At 59.0% G+C, this 19701-nt stretch carries 19 protein-coding genes and 1 pseudogene; 4 read left to right on the top strand and 16 right to left on the bottom strand.

Going from position 1 to position 19701, the window contains the following annotated elements:
- Positions 1-11: 11 nt before the first annotated feature.
- The 3 genes from AOA62_RS07900 to kdgD form a co-directional block, all read right to left on the bottom strand.
- A complete protein-coding gene (locus tag AOA62_RS07900; protein WP_099548377.1) occupies positions 12-1376 on the bottom strand; it encodes an MFS transporter in 1365 nt (454 codons plus the stop codon).
- A 173-nt stretch (positions 1377-1549) separates the two neighbouring features.
- Positions 1550-2995, bottom strand: coding sequence for an aldehyde dehydrogenase family protein (locus AOA62_RS07890; RefSeq protein WP_017138260.1), 1446 nt, complete (start codon positions 2993-2995; stop codon positions 1550-1552).
- A gap of 54 nt (positions 2996-3049) precedes the next feature.
- Positions 3050-3961, bottom strand: coding sequence for a 5-dehydro-4-deoxyglucarate dehydratase (gene kdgD / locus AOA62_RS07885; RefSeq protein WP_017138261.1), 912 nt, complete (start codon positions 3959-3961; stop codon positions 3050-3052).
- A gap of 236 nt (positions 3962-4197) precedes the next feature.
- Between kdgD and AOA62_RS07880 the strand changes: the two genes are divergently transcribed.
- Positions 4198-5352, top strand: coding sequence for a phospholipase (locus tag AOA62_RS07880; RefSeq protein WP_099548375.1), 1155 nt, complete (start codon positions 4198-4200; stop codon positions 5350-5352).
- 293 nt (positions 5353-5645) lie between these two features.
- On the opposite strand, the pseudogene AOA62_RS07870 reads toward AOA62_RS07880, so the two are convergent.
- The 9 genes and pseudogenes from AOA62_RS07870 to rplM form a co-directional block, all read right to left on the bottom strand.
- Positions 5646-5750: pseudogene (locus AOA62_RS07870) on the bottom strand (GntR family transcriptional regulator); the annotation flags it as partial.
- Positions 5751-6027: 277 nt separating this feature from the next.
- Complete coding sequence (locus tag AOA62_RS07865; RefSeq protein ID WP_099548373.1) at positions 6028-6777, bottom strand: FadR/GntR family transcriptional regulator; 750 nt, start codon at positions 6775-6777, stop codon at positions 6028-6030.
- Positions 6778-6935: 158 nt separating this feature from the next.
- Positions 6936-7355: a ClpXP protease specificity-enhancing factor gene (locus tag AOA62_RS07860; RefSeq protein ID WP_017138265.1), complete on the bottom strand. Its 420-nt coding sequence runs from the start codon at positions 7353-7355 to the stop codon at positions 6936-6938.
- Positions 7356-7372: 17 nt separating this feature from the next.
- Positions 7373-7990, bottom strand: a complete 618-nt coding sequence (locus tag AOA62_RS07855) for a glutathione S-transferase N-terminal domain-containing protein (protein WP_017138266.1) — start codon at positions 7988-7990, stop codon at positions 7373-7375.
- Positions 7991-8139: 149 nt separating this feature from the next.
- Positions 8140-8919: a cytochrome c1 gene (locus AOA62_RS07850; protein ID WP_017138267.1), complete on the bottom strand. Its 780-nt coding sequence runs from the start codon at positions 8917-8919 to the stop codon at positions 8140-8142.
- A complete protein-coding gene (locus AOA62_RS07845; protein WP_017138268.1) occupies positions 8919-10130 on the bottom strand; it encodes a cytochrome bc complex cytochrome b subunit in 1212 nt (403 codons plus the stop codon). The genes AOA62_RS07850 and AOA62_RS07845 overlap by 1 nt, the downstream gene beginning before the upstream one ends.
- The gene (petA, locus tag AOA62_RS07840; protein ID WP_099548371.1) at positions 10130-10726 is read right to left on the bottom strand and encodes a ubiquinol-cytochrome c reductase iron-sulfur subunit; all 597 of its coding nucleotides are present in this window, start codon (positions 10724-10726) and stop codon (positions 10130-10132) included. The genes AOA62_RS07845 and petA overlap by 1 nt, the downstream gene beginning before the upstream one ends.
- Before the next feature lie 265 nt (positions 10727-10991).
- The gene (gene rpsI / locus AOA62_RS07835; protein ID WP_003216038.1) at positions 10992-11384 is read right to left on the bottom strand and encodes a 30S ribosomal protein S9; all 393 of its coding nucleotides are present in this window, start codon (positions 11382-11384) and stop codon (positions 10992-10994) included.
- Between the two features lie 14 nt (positions 11385-11398).
- Positions 11399-11827 carry a 50S ribosomal protein L13 gene (rplM, locus tag AOA62_RS07830; RefSeq protein ID WP_003171742.1) on the bottom strand — a complete coding sequence of 143 codons (429 nt, stop codon included), beginning with the start codon at positions 11825-11827 and terminating at the stop codon, positions 11399-11401.
- 248 nt (positions 11828-12075) lie between these two features.
- On the opposite strand from rplM, the gene AOA62_RS07825 reads away from it, so the two are divergent.
- A complete protein-coding gene (locus tag AOA62_RS07825) occupies positions 12076-13116 on the top strand; it encodes an NADP(H)-dependent aldo-keto reductase (protein WP_099548370.1) in 1041 nt (346 codons plus the stop codon).
- Between the two features lie 134 nt (positions 13117-13250).
- On the opposite strand, the gene AOA62_RS07820 is transcribed toward AOA62_RS07825, so the two are convergent.
- Positions 13251-14387 (bottom strand): acyl-CoA dehydrogenase family protein, encoded by a 1137-nt coding sequence (locus AOA62_RS07820; protein ID WP_099548369.1) that lies wholly within the window; start codon positions 14385-14387, stop codon positions 13251-13253.
- Positions 14388-14607: 220 nt separating this feature from the next.
- Here AOA62_RS07820 and AOA62_RS07815 point away from each other — a divergent pair, with 220 nt between their 5' ends.
- Complete coding sequence (locus AOA62_RS07815; protein ID WP_170875816.1) at positions 14608-15528, top strand: GlxA family transcriptional regulator; 921 nt, start codon at positions 14608-14610, stop codon at positions 15526-15528.
- Between the two features lie 364 nt (positions 15529-15892).
- Here AOA62_RS07815 and zapE read toward each other — a convergent pair whose 3' ends face one another.
- The 3 genes from zapE to AOA62_RS07800 all read right to left on the bottom strand — a co-directional run bounded on the left by zapE (position 15893) and on the right by AOA62_RS07800 (position 19076).
- Complete coding sequence (gene zapE / locus AOA62_RS07810; protein WP_099548367.1) at positions 15893-16987, bottom strand: cell division protein ZapE; 1095 nt, start codon at positions 16985-16987, stop codon at positions 15893-15895.
- Between the two features lie 79 nt (positions 16988-17066).
- Positions 17067-18422, bottom strand: coding sequence for a tryptophan--tRNA ligase (locus tag AOA62_RS07805; RefSeq protein WP_099548366.1), 1356 nt, complete (start codon positions 18420-18422; stop codon positions 17067-17069).
- A 24-nt stretch (positions 18423-18446) separates the two neighbouring features.
- Positions 18447-19076, bottom strand: a complete 630-nt coding sequence (locus AOA62_RS07800; RefSeq protein ID WP_099548364.1) for an alpha/beta hydrolase — start codon at positions 19074-19076, stop codon at positions 18447-18449.
- 147 nt (positions 19077-19223) lie between these two features.
- On the opposite strand from AOA62_RS07800, the gene AOA62_RS07795 reads away from it, so the two are divergent.
- Positions 19224-19661, top strand: coding sequence for a YhcB family protein (locus AOA62_RS07795; RefSeq protein WP_017138275.1), 438 nt, complete (start codon positions 19224-19226; stop codon positions 19659-19661).
- Positions 19662-19701: the final 40 nt, after the last annotated feature.

Below are 19701 nucleotides of genomic sequence, written 5' to 3'. Positions count from 1 at the left end.
TACATCGCCCCTCAGGAGTGTGCTTGGGTAAGGTTAGTCAGTTCCGGCCCTTTGCTTGGCGGCTCTTTGAGCACCACGCGCTTGATCGGGCCGACGATCACCAAGTAGCTGAACACCGCCAACAGCGCGTTGGCGCCGACGAACACCAACGCCCACTTGAACGAGCCGGTGGTGGCGATGATGTAACCAATCACGATCGGCGTGCTGATGGACGCCAGGTTGCCAAACATATTGAACAAGCCGCCACTGAGCCCGGCGATTTGTTTCGGCGAGGTGTCGGACACCACCGCCCAACCCAGTGCGCCAACGCCTTTGCCGAAGAAGGCCAAAGCCATGAAGCCCACCACCATCCATTCAACGTCAACGTAGTTACACGCGATGATGCTGCTGGAGACCAACAAGCCGGCAATGATCGGCGCCTTGCGCGCGAACGTCAGCGAATGGCCTTTGCGCAGCAGGTAGTCGGAAATCACGCCGCCGAGTACGCCACCGATAAAGCCGCAGATGGCTGGCAACGAGGCAATGAACCCCGCCTTGAGAATGGTCATGCCACGCTCCTGCACCAGATACACCGGGAACCAGGTCAGGAAGAAATAGGTGATGCCATTGATGCAGTACTGGCCCAGGTACACGCCGAGCATCATGCGGTTGGTGAGCAGTTGGCGGATGTAATCCCACTTCGGCCCGTCGGTTTTCTGGCCTTTGGTTTTGTCCTGGTCCATGTCGACCATCGCACCGTTGGCCGCGATGTGGTTGAACTCGGCTTCGTTGATCATCGGATGCTGGCGCGGGCTGTGGATAAGTTTCAGCCAGATCAGCGAGAACAGGATGCCGATGCCGCCCATCACGATAAACACGTGCTGCCAGCCGAAGCTGTAGACGATCCAGCCCATCAGCGGTGCAAACAGTACCGTAGCGAAGTACTGCGCCGAGTTGAAAATCGCCGAAGCAGTGCCGCGTTCGGCCGTAGGAAACCACGCCGCCACAATACGGGCGTTTCCGGGAAACGAAGGCGCCTCAGCCAGGCCCACCAAAAAGCGCAGCATAAACAGCGCAACAATCGCGGTGGAAACCCCGAACTCACCCACATAGCCTTGCAGCACGGTGAACAGCGACCAGGTGAAGATGCTCAGCGCGTAGATTTTTTTTGAACCGAACCGGTCCAGCAGCCAGCCACCGGGGATTTGCCCGGCCACGTAGGCCCAACCGAATGCAGAGAAGATATAACCGAGGGTGACCGCGTCGATGCCGAGGTCTTTTTGCAGGCTGGAGCCGGCGATGGCGATAGTGGCTCGGTCGGCGTAGTTGATCGTGGTCACCAGGAACAGCATGAGCAGGATCAAATAGCGGACGTGAGTCGGCTTGGTCGCTTGCATGAAGATGTACTCCCACTAATTATTTTTTTTGCGGGTAATGGTCTTGTTGTATGCGGGACCGGCTTTATGTGGGAGCTGGCTTGCCTGCGATACAGGCACCGCGGTGTGTCAGGTACACCGCAGTGATGCTATCGCAGGCAGGCCAGCTCCCACACAAGCAGGGCTCGCAGGTGTTACGAACCGATGTAGCTGGTTTTCACCACGGTGTAGAACTCTTGCGCATAGCGACCTTGCTCACGCGAACCATAGGATGAACCCTTACGCCCACCGAACGGCACGTGGTAGTCCACACCGGCGGTCGGCAGGTTGACCATCACCATCCCGGCCTGGGAGTGGCGCTTGAAGTGGTTGGCGTACTTGAGCGAGGTGGTGGCGATGCCCGCCGACAGGCCGAACTCGGTGTCATTGGCCATGGCCAGCGCCGCCTCGTAATCCGCAACACGCACCACATTGGCCACCGGGCCGAAGATCTCCTCACGGCTGATACGCATGGCGGCTTCGCTGTCGGCAAACAGCGTCGGCGCCAGGTAGTAACCTTCGGTGTCACAGGTCACCAGGCCGCCACCGCTGACCAGCCGCGCGCCTTCGCTTTGGCCGATGTCGATGTACTTCATGTCCTGGTCCAACTGGGCCTGGGAGACCACCGGGCCAATGTCTGTGCCGCTTTTGAGCGCGTGGCCGACTTTGATCGACTTCATGCGCTCGGCCATGGCCGCGACGAACTGGTCGTGGATACCGGCGGTGACGATCAAGCGGCTGGAGGCCGTGCAACGCTGGCCGGTGGAGTAGAACGCGCTCTGTACCGACAGCTCGACGGCCTGTTTAAGGTCGGCGTCATCGAGGATGATCTGCGGGTTTTTACCGCCCATCTCCAACTGTACTTTGGCCTGGCGCGACACGCAGCTGACCGCGATCTGACGCCCGACGCCAACCGAACCGGTAAAACTGATGCCGTCGACTTTCGGGCTGTTGACCAACACATCGCCGACCACACGGCCGCTGCCCATCACCAGGTTGAACACACCGGCCGGGAAACCGGCGCGGGAGATGATTTCGGCCAAGGCCCAGGCGCAACCCGGCACCAGTTCAGCCGGTTTGATCACTACGCAGTTGCCGTAGGCCAGGGCCGGAGCGATTTTCCACGCAGGGATGGCAATCGGGAAGTTCCACGGCGTGATCAGGCCGACCACACCGAGGGCTTCGCGAGTGACTTCCACATTCACGCCTGGGCGCACCGATGGCACGTAATCGCCAGACAAGCGCAGGCATTCGCCCGCGAAGAATTTGAAGATGTTACCGGCGCGGGTCACTTCGCCGATGGCTTCGGGCAGGGTCTTGCCCTCTTCCCGAGCCAGCAAGGTGCCAAGTTCTTCGCGGCGGGCGAGAATTTCGCTGCCGACTTTATCCAGTGCATCGTGGCGTGCCTGGATGCCGGACGTCGACCAGGCCGGGAACGCGGCGCGGGCGGCATCAATGGCGGCGTTGACTTGGGCTACATCGGCCTTGGCGTATTCGCCAATGACATCGGACAACTCCGACGGATTGATGTTATTGCAGTAGTCGGCACCGGCCACCCACTCGCCATTGATGTAGTTTTCAAAACGTTTGGCTTGGGACACAAATCTTCTCCTGACGCAAAAGGCCGCTGATTACTCAGCGGCCTTGTTGATAAGTTACTGCGGACCTTGCTTGTCGATCAGCGCGGCCAGGGCTTCGTATTCTTCCGGCAGCAGGTCGGTCAGCGGCGTGCGCACCGGGCCTGCGTCGTAACCAGCAATTTTGGCGCCCGCCTTGACGATGCTCACCGCGTAACCGGCTTTACGGTTGCGGATATCGAGGTAAGGCAGGAAGAAGTTGTCGATGATTTTGGCAACAGTGGCGTGATCGTCCTGGGCAATCGCGTGGTAGAAGTCCATCGCGGTTTTCGGGATGAAGTTGAACACCGCCGAGGAGTACACCGGCACGCCCAGGGCCTTGTAGGCAGCGGCGTAAACCTCGGCAGTCGGCAGGCCGCCGAGGTAGCTGAAACGGTCGCCGAGACGGCGGCGAATCGACACCATCAGCTCAATATCACCCAGGCCATCTTTATAGCCGATCAGGTTCGGGCAGCGCTCGGCCAGGCGTTCGAGCAAGGGTGCAGTCAGGCGGCAAACATTGCGGTTGTAGACCACTACGCCGATTTTGACCGACTTGCACACGGCCTCAACGTGGGCGGCGACGCCGTCCTGGCTGGCTTCGGTCAGGTAGTGCGGCAACAGCAGCAAGCCTTTGGCGCCAAGACGCTCGGCTTCCTGCGCATATTCGATGGCCTGACGGGTCGAACCGCCGACACCGGCCAGGATCGGCACGCTGGTGGCGCAGGTATCAACGGCGGTCTTCACCACTTGGGAATATTCGCTGGCGGCCAGGGAGAAAAACTCACCGGTGCCGCCGGCGGCGAACAAGGCGGTGGCGCCATAAGGGGCCAGCCATTCCAGACGCTTGATGTAGCCCGCCTGGTGGAAGTCACCCTGGGCATTGAAATCGGTTACCGGAAAAGACAGCAGACCGTGGGAGAGGATGGACTTCAGTTCTTGTGGATTCATTATTCGAACACCCTGGATGAAGACTTTCTGTCGAAAGGTTGTTGTTGGTTTTGATGATGTCGTACGTCATCGTACAACTATAAAATAATTCGTCAACTGCAATTCATCGGGCTTCATCCGCAGGCACGTGTTTAAACGCAGCTTCTTGACGTAGGAAATTATTCCTCTATGCTCTGAATAACTGTATGCATATACAGTTATTACGGAAGATTCCTACGACATAGCAAGGAGCTAACATGTCAGGTCTTGAACTCGCAGCACCCGAAAAAACACCGCCCACCCTACGTTTTGAAGGCGGTGAACACACTGTCATCGGCGATGACACGCTGCTGCGTTTCGTCAAGGACGCCCCGGCGATTCCTGCGCGGCAAGTCGAACTGCACCTGCCCAACGGCCTGGCGCTGACCTACGGCCAAGTGATTGCCCTGGGCGGTGATTTCTATGGCATTCCCGGCCAGGCCATCAGCGATGGCGCCTCCCCGGCCGACCGTGTGCAACGTTTTACCGCCGCTTTCAACACACTGGCGGTGCTACCGGCCTCGCGTGAAGAAGCCGGGAAAATCCTCGCAGTCATGCAAAAGGAGATCAACGCGGTCAACCAGGCCATCCGCGACGGCAAACAACCCCATGAAGCCTATGACGCGCTGGGTGATACGTTGTCCGAAGAATGGAACCGCATTACCGGCGGCGGCAGTGCGGTTTCGGCGCTGATTCCACTGGGGCGTTACTTGAAGCTGGCAGCAGACAACGCCGACCACTTTGGCGAATGGGCGCTGTCGGCGTACCTGGCCGGCCATACGGCGGCACTGCAACAGGCGGTCATCGCGCACCAGACTGGCACCGACCAGGCGCTGGAACTGGCGTATGCAATGAACAGCTTTGCCGATCACTTTTTGACCGATCTGTTTTCTGCCGGCCACCTGCGCGTGCCGCGCAAGCAATTGGCGGCGGTGGTCACGCCAGGAGAGTTGGGCTCACTGATCAGCCGCTTCATGCACGACGAAGACAGCAAGTTCGGGCTCAAGGTACGCAATGCCAAGGGTGATCAATGGCACGCCTATGGGGACAAGCGCTACTTCGATGCGATCGACGCGGACAATCGGGCCATGGTTAAACGTACAGTGCAGGCCTCGGCCGATGAGATCTTCGAGACCTTTATCAGCGGTGTCGCGCCCTCCCCGGCCAGCTTCAAGGCACCGCTGTATGTGCCGGACCTGAATGCTGCGCAGAACCCGGCGAACAACTTTTCGCCGCTGTTCAAGTTGGAGGGTGACAAAGTGCTGCGCCGCAAGGACGTGAATGACCTGAACGACAAGCACTGGACCAATGATTGGTGGGGCTGGAGCACTTACCTGCTGCTCAAGGACTACAAGCCCAACCAGCCGGCCTGACACTGATCGTACCAACCGACCTGCCACTGATCATTCCCACGCTCTGCGTGGGAATACATCCTGTGACGCTCTGCGTCACCTTGCACGGGGCTTGAGATACTCGCGCACATCGGGACGCGGAGCGTCCAGGGCGGCATTCCCACGCAGAGCGTGGGAACGATCAACTCCAGGCCAAGGAGATCAAAATGTGGGAGCTGGCTTGCCTGCGATAGCGGTGCGTGCACACAGTATCAGTTGCCTGAAACTCAGCCATCGCAGGCAAGCCAGCTCCCACACTAGAACGGGTTTGGCGGTTAACCGCGCTGTGCTTGCGCCTCTTCATGGGCATGGCGCAGCCGCTCACGGCTGTTGGTCAAATGCAGGCGCATGGCCGCGCGGGCCGCGTCCGAATTCAGGCGGGTACGCGGAATGATTGTTCCCACGCTCTGCGTGGGAATACATCCTGTGACGCTCTGCGTCACCTTGCACGGGGCTTGAGATACTCGCGCACATCGGGACGCGGAGCGTCCAGGGCGGCATTCCTACGCAGAGCGTGGGAACGATCAACTCCAGGCCAAGGAGATCAAAATGTGGGAGCTGGCTTGCCTGCGATAGCGGTGCGTGCACACAGTATCAGTTGCCTGACACTCAGCCATCGCAGGCAAGCCAGCTCCCACACTAGAACGGGTTTGGCGGTTAACCGCGCTGTGCTTGCGCCTCTTCATGGGCATGGCGCAGCCGCTCACGGCTGTTGGTCAAATGCAGGCGCATGGCCGCGCGGGCCGCATCCGAATCCTGGCGGGCAATCGCCTCATAAATCTCTTCGTGTTCGCGGCCCAGGCGGCCCATGTAGTGCTGCTGGTCATCATGGGCCAGGCGCGCCGAATTCAGCCGGGTACGCGGAATGATGCTGGTGCCCAGGTGGGTCATGATGTCGGTGAAGTAGCGGTTGCCGGTGGACAGCGCAATTTCCAGATGGAACGCAAAGTCTGACGCCACCGCATCCCCTGCGTGGGCCGCGCTTTCATTCAACGCATCAAGGGCCGCGCGCATGGCTGCCAGCTGTTCGTCACTGCGGCGCAACGCGGCAAGGCCAGCCGATTCCACTTCCAGGCTGATACGCAACTCAAGAATCGCCAGCACATCCCGCAGTGTCACCACCGTGGCCGGGTCGATCCGGAAACCGCTCGGGCTTGGCGTGTCCAACACAAAGGTGCCGATACCGTGGCGGGTTTCCACCTGCCCCGCCGCCTGCAAACGTGAGATAGCCTCACGCACCACCGTGCGGCTGACCCCATGGGCTTCCATGATGGCCGACTCGGTGGGCAACTTGTCGCCACGCTTGAGCTGGCCGTCGCGGATCTGCTCGGACAACACCGTGACCAATTCCTGGGCAAGGCTGCGGCGCTTGCGGGGAAGACGAGGGGCGATGTTGGCGTTTTCCATGACGAATGATCTTTCTCGGCGAACTTGAGTCCGCATCATAGCCCATGGCGGTTGTACGATCACCGTTCTGTCACGACTTTCATCCATATCCTTTGCGCAAAAAAATGCCCCGGCACAGGCCGAGGCATTTTTAGACTTCACCCAAGGGTGAACGCCGCTTACTTCACCACTTTCAGGCTTGGCCGACCGCTTGGACGCGGCGGCTCGGAGTCTGGTGGCGGTACATCATCACCGTCCTCGCCTTCGATCGTTTCGTCGTCCTCGAAAGGCGATTCCAGATCAAACACCATGCCCTGGCCATTTTCCCGGGCATAGATCCCGAGGATGGCACCAATCGGCACGAACAGCGTATGCGGCACGCCGCCAAAACGCCCTTCGAAGCTGACGGCTTCATTGTCCATGTGCAAGTGACGCACTGCACTCGGTGATACGTTCAGCACGATCTGCCCGTCACTGGCAAAACCCTGCGGCACGTCAACCTTGGGAAATTCAGAGTTGACCAGCATGTGCGGGGTGCAATCGTTGTCCACAATCCACTCATAGAGCGCGCGGACCAAATAGGGTCGACTGGAGTTCATCAGCGGCTCCTTAAGCCTTAGCGCATGTCGCGTTCGACACCAGACAGACTCGCCTGGAAAGCCTCACGCGCAAACTGGCGCTCCATGTAATCAAGCAACGGCTTGGCCGGCCGTGGCAGTTCAATGCCCAGGATCGGCAAGCGCCAGAGTATGGGTAATAGGCAGCAATCCACCAAGCTTTGTTCCTCACTGAGGAAAAAAGGCTTGTCGGCGAACAGCGGCGAAACGCCGGTCAGGCTCTCGCGCAATTCCTTGCGCGCTTGCACACGAACGGCTTCTTTACTGCGCGTATCCAGGATCACATCCACCAGCCCGCACCAGTCACGCTGGATCCGATGGATCAGCAGGCGGCTGTTGGCACGCGCCACCGGATACACCGGCAGCAAAGGCGGATGCGGGTAACGCTCATCCAGGTATTCCATCACCACGGTTGACTCCCACAACGCCAGGTCACGATCGACCAGGGTGGGCAAGCTGCCGTAAGGGTTCACTTCGATCAGTTTCGGCGGATGACGACCTGCCTCCACACTGATGATCTCGGCGCTGACACCCTTCTCTGCGAGCACGATGCGTACTCGGTGGGAATAGTGGTCGGCGGGGTCGGAGTAACAGGCCAACCGATTGGTCACGCCCATGGCGGTCCTCCTCGCTTGTTGAAATTATGGAAAGCTCAAAAACGAGCGCGCCCAGAGAGCATCCCTGTAGTGCCTGGTTCAACCAGACCGCTACGTATTCAGAGATGCCGCTGGGCGCGCAAGATTAACAGCAATTGCTTACGGTTGGATCAATGCACATCCTTCCAGTATTCGCGTTTAAGCAGATAAGCGAATACGAAGAAGAAGGCCAGGTACAGCAACACATACGTACCGATGCGCTGATGCTGCAATTTGACCGGGTTGGCCGAGTAGGCCAGGAAGGTCACCAGATTCTTGACCTTCTCGTCGAACTGCTCTTCGTTCAGCGTACCGGTCTTGGGCACGATGGTCAGTTGATCGCACGCTTCGTGTGTCAAAGGCGTGCCGGTCAACGGATCATATTGCTTCTTGCCGTCTTCAACGACCTGAACCTGCTTGCATCCTACCACTTGGCGACCCTGCAGGCCGACCAGAACGTTAGGCATACCGACGTTCGGGAAGACTTTGTTGTTCACGCCGTAAGGGCGCGCCGGGTCTTCGTAGAAGGATTTGAGGTAGCCATAGAGCCAATCGGTGCCGCGCACGCGCGCCACCAGGGTCAGGTCGGGCGGCGCAGCGCCGAACCAGGCCTTGGCATCCGCAGGCTGCATGCCGATGTTCATGTGGTCGCCGATCTTGGCGCCGGTGAACACGGCGTGGCTGAGCATCACGTCATGGGGAATGCCAAGGTCATCGGCGACACGCTCGTAACGCTGGAACTTGGCGCTGTGGCAGCCCATGCAGTAGTTGGTGAACGTACGCAGGCCATCTTGCATGGCGGCCTTGTCGGACACGTCGATATCGACTTTTTCCAGCTCCGCGCCGTGCTCGGCAGCGAAGGACAGTAGCGGCAGCGCCGCAAGGATCAAAGCAACGAATAACTTTTTCATCAGCCAGTCACCCTTTCCGGAACCGGTTTGGTCTTCTCGAGCCGGGTGTAGAACGGCATCAGAATGAAGTAGGCGAAGTACAGGAAGGTGCAGACCTGCGACAGCAGCGTGCGCTCAGGGGTCGGCGCCAATACGCCCAACACGCCCAGGATCACGAATGCAATGCAGAACACCCACAGCCAGATCTTGCTCAGCCAGCCTTTGTAGCGCATCGACTTGACCGGGCTGCGGTCGAGCCATGGCAGTACGAACAGCAGCGCAATCGACGCGCCCATGGCCATTACGCCCATGAGCTTGTCGGGGATCGCCCGCAAGATCGCGTAGAACGGCGTGAAGTACCAGACCGGTGCAATGTGCTCAGGCGTCTTGAAGGCGTTGGCCTGTTCGAAGTTAGGCTTCTCCAAGAAATAACCACCCATCTCCGGGAAAAAGAACACGATCGAGCAGAAGATGAACAGGAAGACCACCACACCGACAATGTCTTTGACGGTGTAATACGGATGGAACGGAATGCCATCCAGCGGGATGCCGTTTTCGTCTTTGTGCTTCTTGATGTCCACACCATCGGGGTTGTTCGAACCCACTTCGTGCAGCGCCAGGATGTGCAGCACCACCAGGCCCAGAATCACGATAGGCAATGCAACGACATGCAACGCAAAGAAGCGGTTCAAGGTGATGCCGGAGATCAGGTAGTCACCGCGAATCCACTGGGTCAGGTCGTTGCCGATCACCGGGATCGCACCAAACAGCGAGATGATCACCTGGGCGCCCCAGTACGACATCTGGCCCCACGGCAGCAGGTAACCCATGAAGGCCTCGGCCATCAGCGCCAGGTAGATCAGCATGCCGAAGACCCACACCAGTTCGCGTGGCTTCTGGTACGAGCCGTAGAGCAGGCCGCGGAACATGTGCATATACACGACGATGAAGAACGCTGACGCGCCGGTGGAGTGCAGCAGACGCAGGATCGAGCCGTACTCGACGTCACGCATGATGTACTCGACGGAGGCGAACGCCTCTTCCGCCGACGGCGTGTAGCTCATCGTCAGCCACACACCGGTGACGATCTGGTTGACCAGCACCAGCAAGGCCAGCGAGCCGAAGAAGTAGAAGAAGTTGAAGTTTTTTGGCGCGTAATATTTGCTGAGATGGTCTTCCCACATTTTAGTGGCGGGGAAGCGCGCATCCACCCAATCCATGAACTTGCTCATCAGGCTTTCTCCCCCTCGTCGACGCCAATGACAATGACACTGTCAGTCTCGTAGTGATGTGGCGGCACTGGCAGGTTCAGTGGTGCGGGTTGTGACTTGTAGACGCGACCGGCGAGGTCGTAATGGGAGCCGTGGCAAGGGCAGAAGTAGCCACCGACCCAATCCTTGCCAAGGTCGGCAGGAGCAACTTCCGGGCGGAAGGTAGGCGAGCAACCCAAGTGGGTGCAGATACCGATCAGCAGCAGGATCTCTGGCTTGATCGAACGAATTTCCTTATCGACGTAGGTGGGCTGGTCGGACTTTTCGGATGTCGGGTCAGACAGCTGACCTTCGATTTTCTTCAGATTCCCCAGGATCTCCTCAGTACGACGAACAATGAAAACCGGCTGACCGCGCCACTCAGCAATCATCTGCTGGCCTGGGTCGATCTTGCTGACATTCACCTTCACCGGTGCACCTGCGGCTTTCGCCTTGGCACTGGGAAACCATGACCCCACGAACGGGACCGCAGCCCCCACCGCTCCTGCAGCACCCACCACGGATGTGGCTGCTACCAAGAAGCGACGCCGGCCTGCATTCACGCCGTCATTGCTCATTCAGTCCTCTCCCATCAGCTTTTTGGCCTGTTAAATCAGGCGTCTACTAAGTGTTGAATCTTTACTTATAAAAATTTTGTCGGATGGTAATGAAAAGCCCCACGTATGACAAGGGAATTGCCCTGGGCTCAGCCTCCAGGCCTTGTAGTATAGGGCGTCTACGGATGTGGCAAGTTGTCACGGCGAAATTTATGCATAAATCGCAGGCAATAAAAAACGCCCAGCTCCGTGAGGAGTTGGGCGTTTTTGTGGAACGTAAAGCGAATTAACGCTTCGAGTACTGCGGACGCTTACGCGCTTTACGCAGACCGACTTTCTTACGTTCAACTTCACGAGCATCGCGAGTTACGAAGCCAGCTTTGCGCAGAGCGCCACGCAGGGTTTCGTCGTACTGCATCAGAGCGCGAGTGATACCGTGGCGGATTGCGCCAGCTTGACCACTTACACCGCCACCGATAACGGTGACGTAGATGTCGAACTTTTCAACAGTCTCGGTCAGTTCCAGCGGCTGACGAACTACCATGCGGGCAGTTTCGCGACCGAAGAAGTTTTCCAGAGTGCGGTTGTTGATCGAGATGTTACCAGTACCCGGACGCAGGAAAACGCGAGCGGTAGCGGTTTTGCGACGGCCAGTGCCGTAATTTTGAGTCGCCGACATAATGAACTATTCCGTTAAAACTTCAGTTCTTGGGGCTGCTGAGCAGCATGAGGGTGTACAGCGCCCGCATAGACTTTCAGCTTGCGAAACATATCGCGACCCAGTGGGCCCTTAGGCAGCATACCTTTGACCGCGATTTCGATCGGGGCTTCAGGCTTCTTGGAGATCAGGCCTTCGAAGTTCGAAGACTTGATACCGCCTGGGAAACCGGAGTGACGGTAGTACATTTTGTCTTGCGCTTTGTTGCCGGTAACACGTACCTGCTCGGCGTTGATGATGACAATGTAGTCACCGGTGTCAACGTGAGGGGTGTACTCAGGCTTGTGCTTGCCACGCAGACGGCTGGCGACTTCAGTGGCCAGACGACCCAGGGTCTGACCAGCGGCGTCGACGACAAACCAGTCGCGCTGAACTGTTTCCGGTTTTGCAGTAAAAGTTGTCATTCTTTAATAGCCTCAGGGGCCGCCCTGTAAATTAGACGGCGGATCTTACTGAATAGTGCGTACTTTGACAAGTCAAAGGCAGCCGGATACAGACGCTATCGGGGGCTCGGGTCGGCGCGTCCGTTCAACGGCAAGATTCTTCGGCAGGCGGCGCATCACTTCCACTGCAGAAAGAGGTGGGCAATTATGCAGATTGCGAAAAAAAATTCAACCTGCTTTTATGATTGTTTTCCCCGAAGGAGTACCCGATGGATTATCGACAGCTGGGCCGCACCGATCTGAACGTAAGCGCGATCGCCTTGGGCACCATGACTTGGGGTGAGCAGAACAGCGAGGCAGAGGCCTTCGCACAGATCGAACGGGCCAAGGCCGCAGGGATCAACTTCCTCGACACCGCAGAAATGTACCCGGTGCCGCCCAAGGCCGACACCTATGCCACCACCGAGCGTTATATCGGTAATTACTTCAAGAGCCGCGGCGACCGTGCCGACTGGATCCTCGCCAGCAAGATCGCCGGCCCCGGCAATACCATCGACTACATCCGCGACGGCCACCTGCGCCACAACCGCAAGCACATCGTCGACGCCCTGGATGCCAGCCTCAAGCGCCTGCAAACCGACTGGGTCGACCTCTACCAGTTGCACTGGCCGGAGCGCAGCACCAACTTCTTTGGCCAATTGAGCTACAAGCACAAGGACGAAGACGACCTGACCCCGCTGGAAGAAACCCTCGAGGCGCTGGACGAGCAGGTAAAAGCCGGCAAGATCCGCCACATCGGCCTGTCCAACGAAACCCCGTGGGGCACCATGAAGTTCCTGGCCCTGGCCGAAGCCCGTGGCTGGACCCGCGCCGTGTCGATCCAGAACCCCTACAACCTGCTCAACCGCAGCTTTGAAGTGGGTTTGGCGGAAGTGGCTATTCGCGAGCAATGCGGCTTGCTGGCCTATTCGCCGCTGGCATTCGGCATGCTCAGCGGCAAATACGAAAATGGCGCTCGCCCGGCCAAGGCGCGCCTCACCGAGTACAGCCGTTTCAGCCGCTACTTCAACCCGCAGTCGGAAGCCGCGTGCAGCCGTTATGTGGCCCTGGCGCGGGAACATGGCCTGGACCCGGCGCAGATGGCGCTGGCATTTGTGACGCAACAGCCGTTTGTGACCAGTAATATTATTGGGGCCACGAGCCTGGAGCAGCTGGACAGCAACATTGCCAGTGCTGATTTGAAGCTGTCCAAGGAAGTGCTGGAAGGGATTGAGGCGATTCAGAAGGATCATCCGAACCCAGCGCCTTGATTGAGCCGAAATGATCGTTCCCACGCTCTGCGTGGGAATGCCGCCCTGGACGCTCCGCGTCCGCGCTTGAAGGTATGACGCAGAGCGTCACCGGATGCATTCCCACGCAGAGCGTGGGAACGATCCGATGGGCGTCAAAGCGCCCGCGCAATAATCTCCTTCATGATCTCATTGGTCCCCGCATAAATGCGCTGCACCCGCGCATCCGCCCAAGCCCGCGCAATCGGGTATTCCCACATAAAGCCGTAGCCACCGTGCAATTGCACGCACTCGTCGAGTACCTTGCACTGCAGGTCCGTGGCCCAGTACTTGGCCATCGCGGCGGTGGGCACATCAAGCTTGCCTTCCAGGTGCAGCGCCATGCATTTGTCGACAAACACGCGGCCGATCTGAATCTCGGTGGCCATCTCCGCCAGTTTGAATCGAGTGTTCTGAAAGTCGGCAATCGCCTTGCCGAACGCCTTACGCTCGCGGGTGTAGTCCAGGGTCCACGCCAGCGCGGCTTCGGCGGATGACAGCGCGCCAATCGCTACCGTCAGGCGCTCCTGAGGCAGCTCCTGCATCAGGTAGGCGAAGCCCATGCCTGCCTGGCCCAGCAGGTTACCCTTGGGCACGCGCACGTCCTGAAAGAACAGTTCCGAGGTGTCCTGGGCCTTCATGCCGACCTTCTCCAGGCGCTTGCCCTTGTCGAAGCCCGGCGTATCGGCTTCTACCAGAAACAGGCTGGTGCCCTTCGCGCCGGCCTTGGGGTCGGTCTTGGCCACGACAATGACCAGCTCGGCGAGGTAGCCGTTGGTGATGAAGGTTTTGGAGCCGTTGATCACATACTCGTCGCCGTCCAACACGGCGGTGGTCTTGACGCCCTGCAAGTCAGAGCCGGCGCCCGGTTCGGTCATCGCAATGGCCGTGACCATCTCGCCGGAGATCAATTTGGGCAGGTACTTTTGCTTCAGTGCCTCACTGCCGTAATGCAGGATGTACGGCGCGACGATGTCCGAATGCAGGGAAAAGCCAATGCCGGTAAGGCCCAGGCGGCTGATCTCTTCGATCACCACCGCGCTGTACAAAAAGTCCGCGCCCAGCCCGCCATATTCTTCCGGCAGATGGGAGCACAGCATCCCCGCTTCCCCCGCCTTGCTCCACAGGTTACGGTCGATGTAACCCTGCTTTTCCCACTCTCCATGGAACGGCGCAGCGTGTTTTTCGAGGAAGGTACGCACGCTCTCGCGGAAGAGTTCGTGCTCCGAGCTGAACAAGGTTCTGGGGATCATGGGTCACCTGTGTGGATTGTCGGACAAAGACCAGACCACAGAGCCTATGCCGCGAAGGCGTCACAGGACACTGGACACATGCGACAAAAAATAAGACGATCCAGCCGTCTGGTGACCACTTTCCCCTATAAGAATAAATGAAATTATGTCTAACCAAATCTCCACGCCGTTGCGGCGCGTCAGCATTTTGGCCATTGATCGGGTATTCGCTTCCACCCTCATGCAAGCCAAGGATTTCTTCCACCTCGCCAGCCTGCGTTACGGCAAGCAGCAAGGCCTGGGCCTTACCCCGGCATTCGAGACGCGCCTGGTCAGCCCCGACGGGCAGTCGGTACGCAGCTTCAGCGATGTGATCATGCCGGTGGACGGCGGCCTGGAAAACGCCGACATCATTGTGTTGCCGGCCTTCTGGGATGACTTCGAAGCGCTGTGCACCCGCTACCCGCAAGTGCTGCCCTGGTTGCGCGAGCAACATGCACGTGGCGCGGTGCTGTGCGGCGAAGCCACCGGGGTGTTCTGGCTGGCCGAAGCAGGGCTGCTCGATGGCAAGGAGGCGACCACTTACTGGCGCTTCTTCAACGCCTTCAGCGAGCGTTTCCCCAAGGTACAGCTCAACCAGGACAAGCACCTCACCGACGCCGACAACCTGTACTGCGCCGGCGGCACTACCTCAGCGTGCGACCTTTACATCTACCTGATCGAACGCTTCTGCGGCGCCAACATCGCCCAGGCCGTGGCCCGCGACATCCTTTACGAAGTGCAGCGTAACTACGCGCCAGGGCGCATCGGTTTTGGTGGGCAGAAGCTGCACCAGGACGTGATCATCCTGCAGATCCAGCACTGGCTGGAAGAGCACTTTGCCGACAAGTTCCGCTTCGAAGACGTCGCCCGGGAACACGGCATGAGCATCCGCAACTTCATGCGCCGCTTCCAGACGGCCACGGGTGACAAGCCGCTGCATTACCTGCAAAGGCTGCGCATCGAGACGGCCAAAGGCCTGCTTTCAGGCAGCCGCAAGAGCATCAAGACCATCAGCTACGAGGTGGGTTACGACGATGCGAGCTTCTTCGCGCGGCTGTTCAGGCAGCACACCGAGCTGTCGCCGAACCAGTATCGCCAGCAGTTCCAGCAAGCCGCCTGACCCAAAGTAAACACAAACCCATGTGGGAGCTGGCTTGCCTGCGATGGCGGTGGATCAGTGAGTACATTTGTTCCTGACCCACCGCCATCGCGGGCAAGCCCGGCTCCCACAGGTGATCTCCATTGTTATGGAGAACACCCATAAAAAAGGCCTGCATCACTGCAGGCCGCGTAAGCCAAGGTAACCACAAACCCATGTGGGAGCTGGCTTGCCTGCGATAGCGGTGTATCAGTGAGTACATTTGTTCCTGACCCACCGCCATCGCGGGCAAGCCCGGCTCCCACAGGTGATCTCCACTGTTCTGGAGAACATCCATAAAAAAAGCCTGCATCACTGCAGGCCTTGGTCATTTCATGCACATCGCTTACGGCTTGTGCCCACGCGACAGGAACTCGTGGGACTGCATTTCGAGCAAGCGGCTCAGGGTGCGCTGGAATTCGAAGTTCAAGCGACCGCCCGTGTAGAGGTCCTTGAGCTCGACTTCCGCCGAGATGATCAGCTTCACGTTACGGTCGTAGAACTCATCGACCATGTTGATGAACCGCCGCGCGATGTCATCGGTAGTAACGCTCATTTGCTCCACACCGCTCAAGATCACCGCGTGGAAGATCTTGCCCAGCTCGATGTAGTCGTTCTGGCTACGCGGGCCGTCGCAGAGCTGGCGAAACTCGAACCAGGCCACGTCATCGCAGGTACGCAGGGCGATGATTTCGCGGTTCTCGATCATCAGCTTGTCGTTTTCCACCGCCTGGGTGCATTCCGGCGTCAGCGCGCGGAAGCTCTTTTTCAGGCTTTCATGCGCCACTTCGTTCAGCGGGAAGTGGAACAGCTCGGCCTGCTCAAGGTGACGCAAACGGTAGTCGACGCCGCTGTCGACGTTGACGATTTCGGTGTTCTGCTTGATCAGCGCGATGGCCGGCAGGAAACGTGCGCGTTGCAGGCCGTCCTTGTACAAGCCGTCGGGAACGATGTTCGAGGTGGCGACCAGGGTCACGCCGTTCTTGAACAGCTCTTCCATCAAGGTGCCGAGGATCATGGCATCGGTAATGTCGGAGACGAAGAACTCATCGAAGCAGATCACCCTTGCCTCTTCGGAGAAGCGCTTGGCGATGATGGTCAGCGGGTTTTTCTCGCCCGGCAGGGTCTTCATCTCTTCGTGCACACGCTTCATGAAGCGGTGGAAGTGCGTACGGACCTTTTCCTTGAACGGCAGCGCTTCGAAGAAGGTGTCGACCAGATAAGTCTTGCCGCGGCCCACGCCACCCCAGAAATACAGGCCTTTGACCGGCGTGTGGTCTTTCTTGCCAAACAGCTTGCTGAACATCCCTGGCTTGTTGTGCGAGGCCGCGACCAGGTCGTCGTACAGGCGCTGCAAATGACGCACCGCATTTTCCTGGGCCGCGTCATGGAAGAATTCAGGGCGTTTCAGATCAGCTTGATATCGTTCTAGGGGCGTCATAATTTCGTTAGCAAGGCAACAAAAACGGGCCGTCACTGTAACGACGGCCCTGGATAATGGCAATCAACCCTTGGTCGGGTTAATCCTCGATGGGGGTCAACGCAACGCGCAAGGCGGCGATGGCAGCATCACGCGACGTTTCGTCGGCAAATTCAGCGCTGTCGGCCACGGCAGCACCGTCCAGCCATACGCTGAAGCCTGTGGCCTCAGTGCGTACGTCCAGCGCGTCGCCGCTTTGCAGTTGCTTGGTCACTGCGCCCGCCGCTTTGCCGTCGGCAAAGTTGCGCGACAACAGCAATTGCTCGCCATCGGCCGACAGCAGGCGGAAGCGGAAGCTGCCGTCGTCTTCACGGAAGCTCACGAAGCGCGCAGCCTTCGCGGCTTTCTTCTTGGCCACCACCGGCGCGGCGGCCTGGTTGACGAACGAGCGCAGGCCCACGGCTTCACGCAGCTCGGCAAGGAACGGCGCGGCCACGGCGCGGGCTTTCTTGGCGCCGATCAGCAGCAGGTCTTCCATGTCCGAGGGGCGCGACATCAACTGATGGTAACGCTCACGCGGCTCGCTCAGTTGGCTGTCGAGCAGTTGGAACAGGCGGCTCTTCGCCTCGCCCCAGCCCAGGCCTTGCAGCAGATCGGCGCGGAACTCTTGTTCCTGAGCCTTGCTGGCAAACGCCTGGAACAAGGTGAACAGATGCGAATTGTCCGGGTCCTTGGCTTCGCCGGGCGCACGCGAGTCGGTGACGATCCGCGAGATCGCGTCTTTCATGTCCTTGGCGCTGGTGAACAACGGGATGGTGTTGTCGTAGCTCTTGGACATCTTGCGGCCATCGAGGCCCGGCAAAGTGGCGACGCTTTCTTCGATCAACGCCTCAGGCATGGTGAAGAATTCTTTACCGTTGCCGAACAGGTGGTTGAAGCGCTGTCCGATGTCGCGGGCCATTTCCACGTGCTGGATCTGGTCACGGCCGACCGGCACCTTGTGCGCGTTGAACATCAGGATGTCCGCCGCCATCAGCACCGGGTAGCTGTACAGGCCCATGCTGATGCCCGCGTCCGGGTCTTCGCCGGCTTCAACGTTCTTGTCCACCGAGGCCTTGTAGGCATGGGCGCGGTTGAGCAGGCCCTTGGCGGCAACACAGGTCAGCAGCCAGGTCAGTTCAGGGATTTCCGGGATGTCGGACTGGCGATAGAAGGTCACCCGGTTCACATCCAGGCCACCGGCGAGCCAGGTCGCGGCGATTTCCATGCGCGAGCGCTGGATGCGCTGCGGGTCATCGCACTTGATCAGGGCGTGGTAGTCGGCCAAGAAGTAAAAGGAATCGGCATTCGCGTCCTGGCTGGCGAGGATCGCAGGGCGGATCGCACCGGCGTAGTTGCCCAGGTGCGGCGTGCCGGTGGTAGTGATGCCGGTGAGAATACGGGTACGAGTCGTCATGGGTAATCGCTTATCAGACTGCTATCAATTCGAGAGGCGCGGCAGCACCAGATCCTTGAGGTCGGTGAGCTTGCCATGAAAAAAGTGTCCGCATTCTGCCACTTTCAGCAGCTCATGGGGGCGTTTCAGGGCGGCGGACCAGTCGTACACGGTCTGTGGGTCGACCACTTCGTCGGTTTCCGGCTGGATCAGGGTTAACGGGCAGCCTTGGGGCAGCACGTCGCTATCGCGCAGGCGCATCACGGCAGCGGCGACCATGAACAGGTGCGCGAGTTTTTCGCCCTTGGCTTCCAGGCGGCCGCCGAGACTGGCTGCAACATAACCGCCGAACGAAAACCCGAGCAGGGTGATCGGCAGGTCGGGGTGCTTTTCCCGCAGCCAGGTGGCCGCCGCTTCGGCATCGTCTACTTCACCGGTAGCCATGTCGTGAGTTCCGGCACTCGCGCCGACGCCACGGTAATTGAAACGTAAAGTAATCAAACCAGCATCGCGGGCAGTGCGTTGCAGGGTCGAAACGACTTTATTGAGCATGGTCCCGCCTTGCACCGGGTTAGGGTGGCAGATCAGCGCCAGGCCACGTGGCTCGGGGTGATCCAGGTACAAGGCTTCCAATTGGCCCACCGGGCCAGCGATCAAAACGGGGGTTTCACGCATGAGCAAGGAATGAACTCCGTGACCTCTCAAAGGGTCGACTCGTCTAGCTAAAAGTCTGTGCATGGCATCATTGCGAGCTTAATCGCGGTATACAGCGCAGGTTTGAGCCGTTAACGTAAAGCAAAGCCGTTTATAGAGGAAGGACTCGTGGAACACTCGCTCTTAGTTTGGTTGTTGCCGACTCTTGCCCTGGTTGCCGGTGTCGCCATTGGATTCCTGGTTGCCCGCCTGCTGCCGAATGCCGCGCCTAACCGCACGCAGCGTCAGCTGGATGACATTCAGGAACGTTTTGACAGTTATCAGAACGAGGTTGTTACCCACTTCAACAGCACCGCGACCCTGGTCAAGAAGCTCACCCAGAGCTACCAGGAAGTACAGGATCATCTCGCCGATGGCGCCAACCGCCTCGCCCTCGACGACATCACCCGCCAGCGCCTGCTGGCCGCGTTGCATTCCGATGCACCGCAAGCCCCACGGGAGCGCCTGACGCCACCGCGGGAAAACCAGGAGCCGCCACGGGACTACGCGCCAAAAACGCCGAACGCCCCAGGCATGCTGGATGAGCATTACGGTTTGAAGAAGTAAGTTTTTTCAAACACTAAAAAGCCCGGCTGATCGATGATCA

It is taken from the genome of Pseudomonas sp. 2995-3 (genome assembly GCF_002742565.1).
Classification (GTDB): domain Bacteria; phylum Pseudomonadota; class Gammaproteobacteria; order Pseudomonadales; family Pseudomonadaceae; genus Aquipseudomonas; species Aquipseudomonas edaphica.
The sequence above is the reverse complement of the archived record's forward strand: the minus strand, read 5'-3'. Positions and strand labels throughout refer to the sequence as shown.

What these genes read in the sequence shown, in the direction of transcription:
- AOA62_RS07900 (WP_099548377.1), bottom strand. Translation starts at nt 1,376, where the DNA reads ATGCAAGCGACCAAGCCGACTCACGTCCGCTATTTGATCCTGCTCATG.
- kdgD (WP_017138261.1), bottom strand. Translation starts at nt 3,961, where the DNA reads ATGAATCCACAAGAACTGAAGTCCATCCTCTCCCACGGTCTGCTGTCT.
- AOA62_RS07880 (WP_099548375.1), top strand. Translation starts at nt 4,198, where the DNA reads ATGTCAGGTCTTGAACTCGCAGCACCCGAAAAAACACCGCCCACCCTA.
- AOA62_RS07865 (WP_099548373.1), bottom strand. Translation starts at nt 6,777, where the DNA reads ATGGAAAACGCCAACATCGCCCCTCGTCTTCCCCGCAAGCGCCGCAGC.
- AOA62_RS07860 (WP_017138265.1), bottom strand. Translation starts at nt 7,355, where the DNA reads ATGAACTCCAGTCGACCCTATTTGGTCCGCGCGCTCTATGAGTGGATT.
- AOA62_RS07855 (WP_017138266.1), bottom strand. Translation starts at nt 7,990, where the DNA reads ATGGGCGTGACCAATCGGTTGGCCTGTTACTCCGACCCCGCCGACCAC.
- AOA62_RS07850 (WP_017138267.1), bottom strand. Translation starts at nt 8,919, where the DNA reads ATGAAAAAGTTATTCGTTGCTTTGATCCTTGCGGCGCTGCCGCTACTG.
- AOA62_RS07845 (WP_017138268.1), bottom strand. Translation starts at nt 10,130, where the DNA reads ATGAGCAAGTTCATGGATTGGGTGGATGCGCGCTTCCCCGCCACTAAA.
- petA (WP_099548371.1), bottom strand. Translation starts at nt 10,726, where the DNA reads ATGAGCAATGACGGCGTGAATGCAGGCCGGCGTCGCTTCTTGGTAGCA.
- rpsI (WP_003216038.1), bottom strand. Translation starts at nt 11,384, where the DNA reads ATGTCGGCGACTCAAAATTACGGCACTGGCCGTCGCAAAACCGCTACC.
- rplM (WP_003171742.1), bottom strand. Translation starts at nt 11,827, where the DNA reads ATGACAACTTTTACTGCAAAACCGGAAACAGTTCAGCGCGACTGGTTT.
- AOA62_RS07825 (WP_099548370.1), top strand. Translation starts at nt 12,076, where the DNA reads ATGGATTATCGACAGCTGGGCCGCACCGATCTGAACGTAAGCGCGATC.
- AOA62_RS07820 (WP_099548369.1), bottom strand. Translation starts at nt 14,387, where the DNA reads ATGATCCCCAGAACCTTGTTCAGCTCGGAGCACGAACTCTTCCGCGAG.
- AOA62_RS07815 (WP_170875816.1), top strand. Translation starts at nt 14,608, where the DNA reads ATGCAAGCCAAGGATTTCTTCCACCTCGCCAGCCTGCGTTACGGCAAG.
- zapE (WP_099548367.1), bottom strand. Translation starts at nt 16,987, where the DNA reads ATGACGCCCCTAGAACGATATCAAGCTGATCTGAAACGCCCTGAATTC.
- AOA62_RS07805 (WP_099548366.1), bottom strand. Translation starts at nt 18,422, where the DNA reads ATGACGACTCGTACCCGTATTCTCACCGGCATCACTACCACCGGCACG.
- AOA62_RS07800 (WP_099548364.1), bottom strand. Translation starts at nt 19,076, where the DNA reads ATGCGTGAAACCCCCGTTTTGATCGCTGGCCCGGTGGGCCAATTGGAA.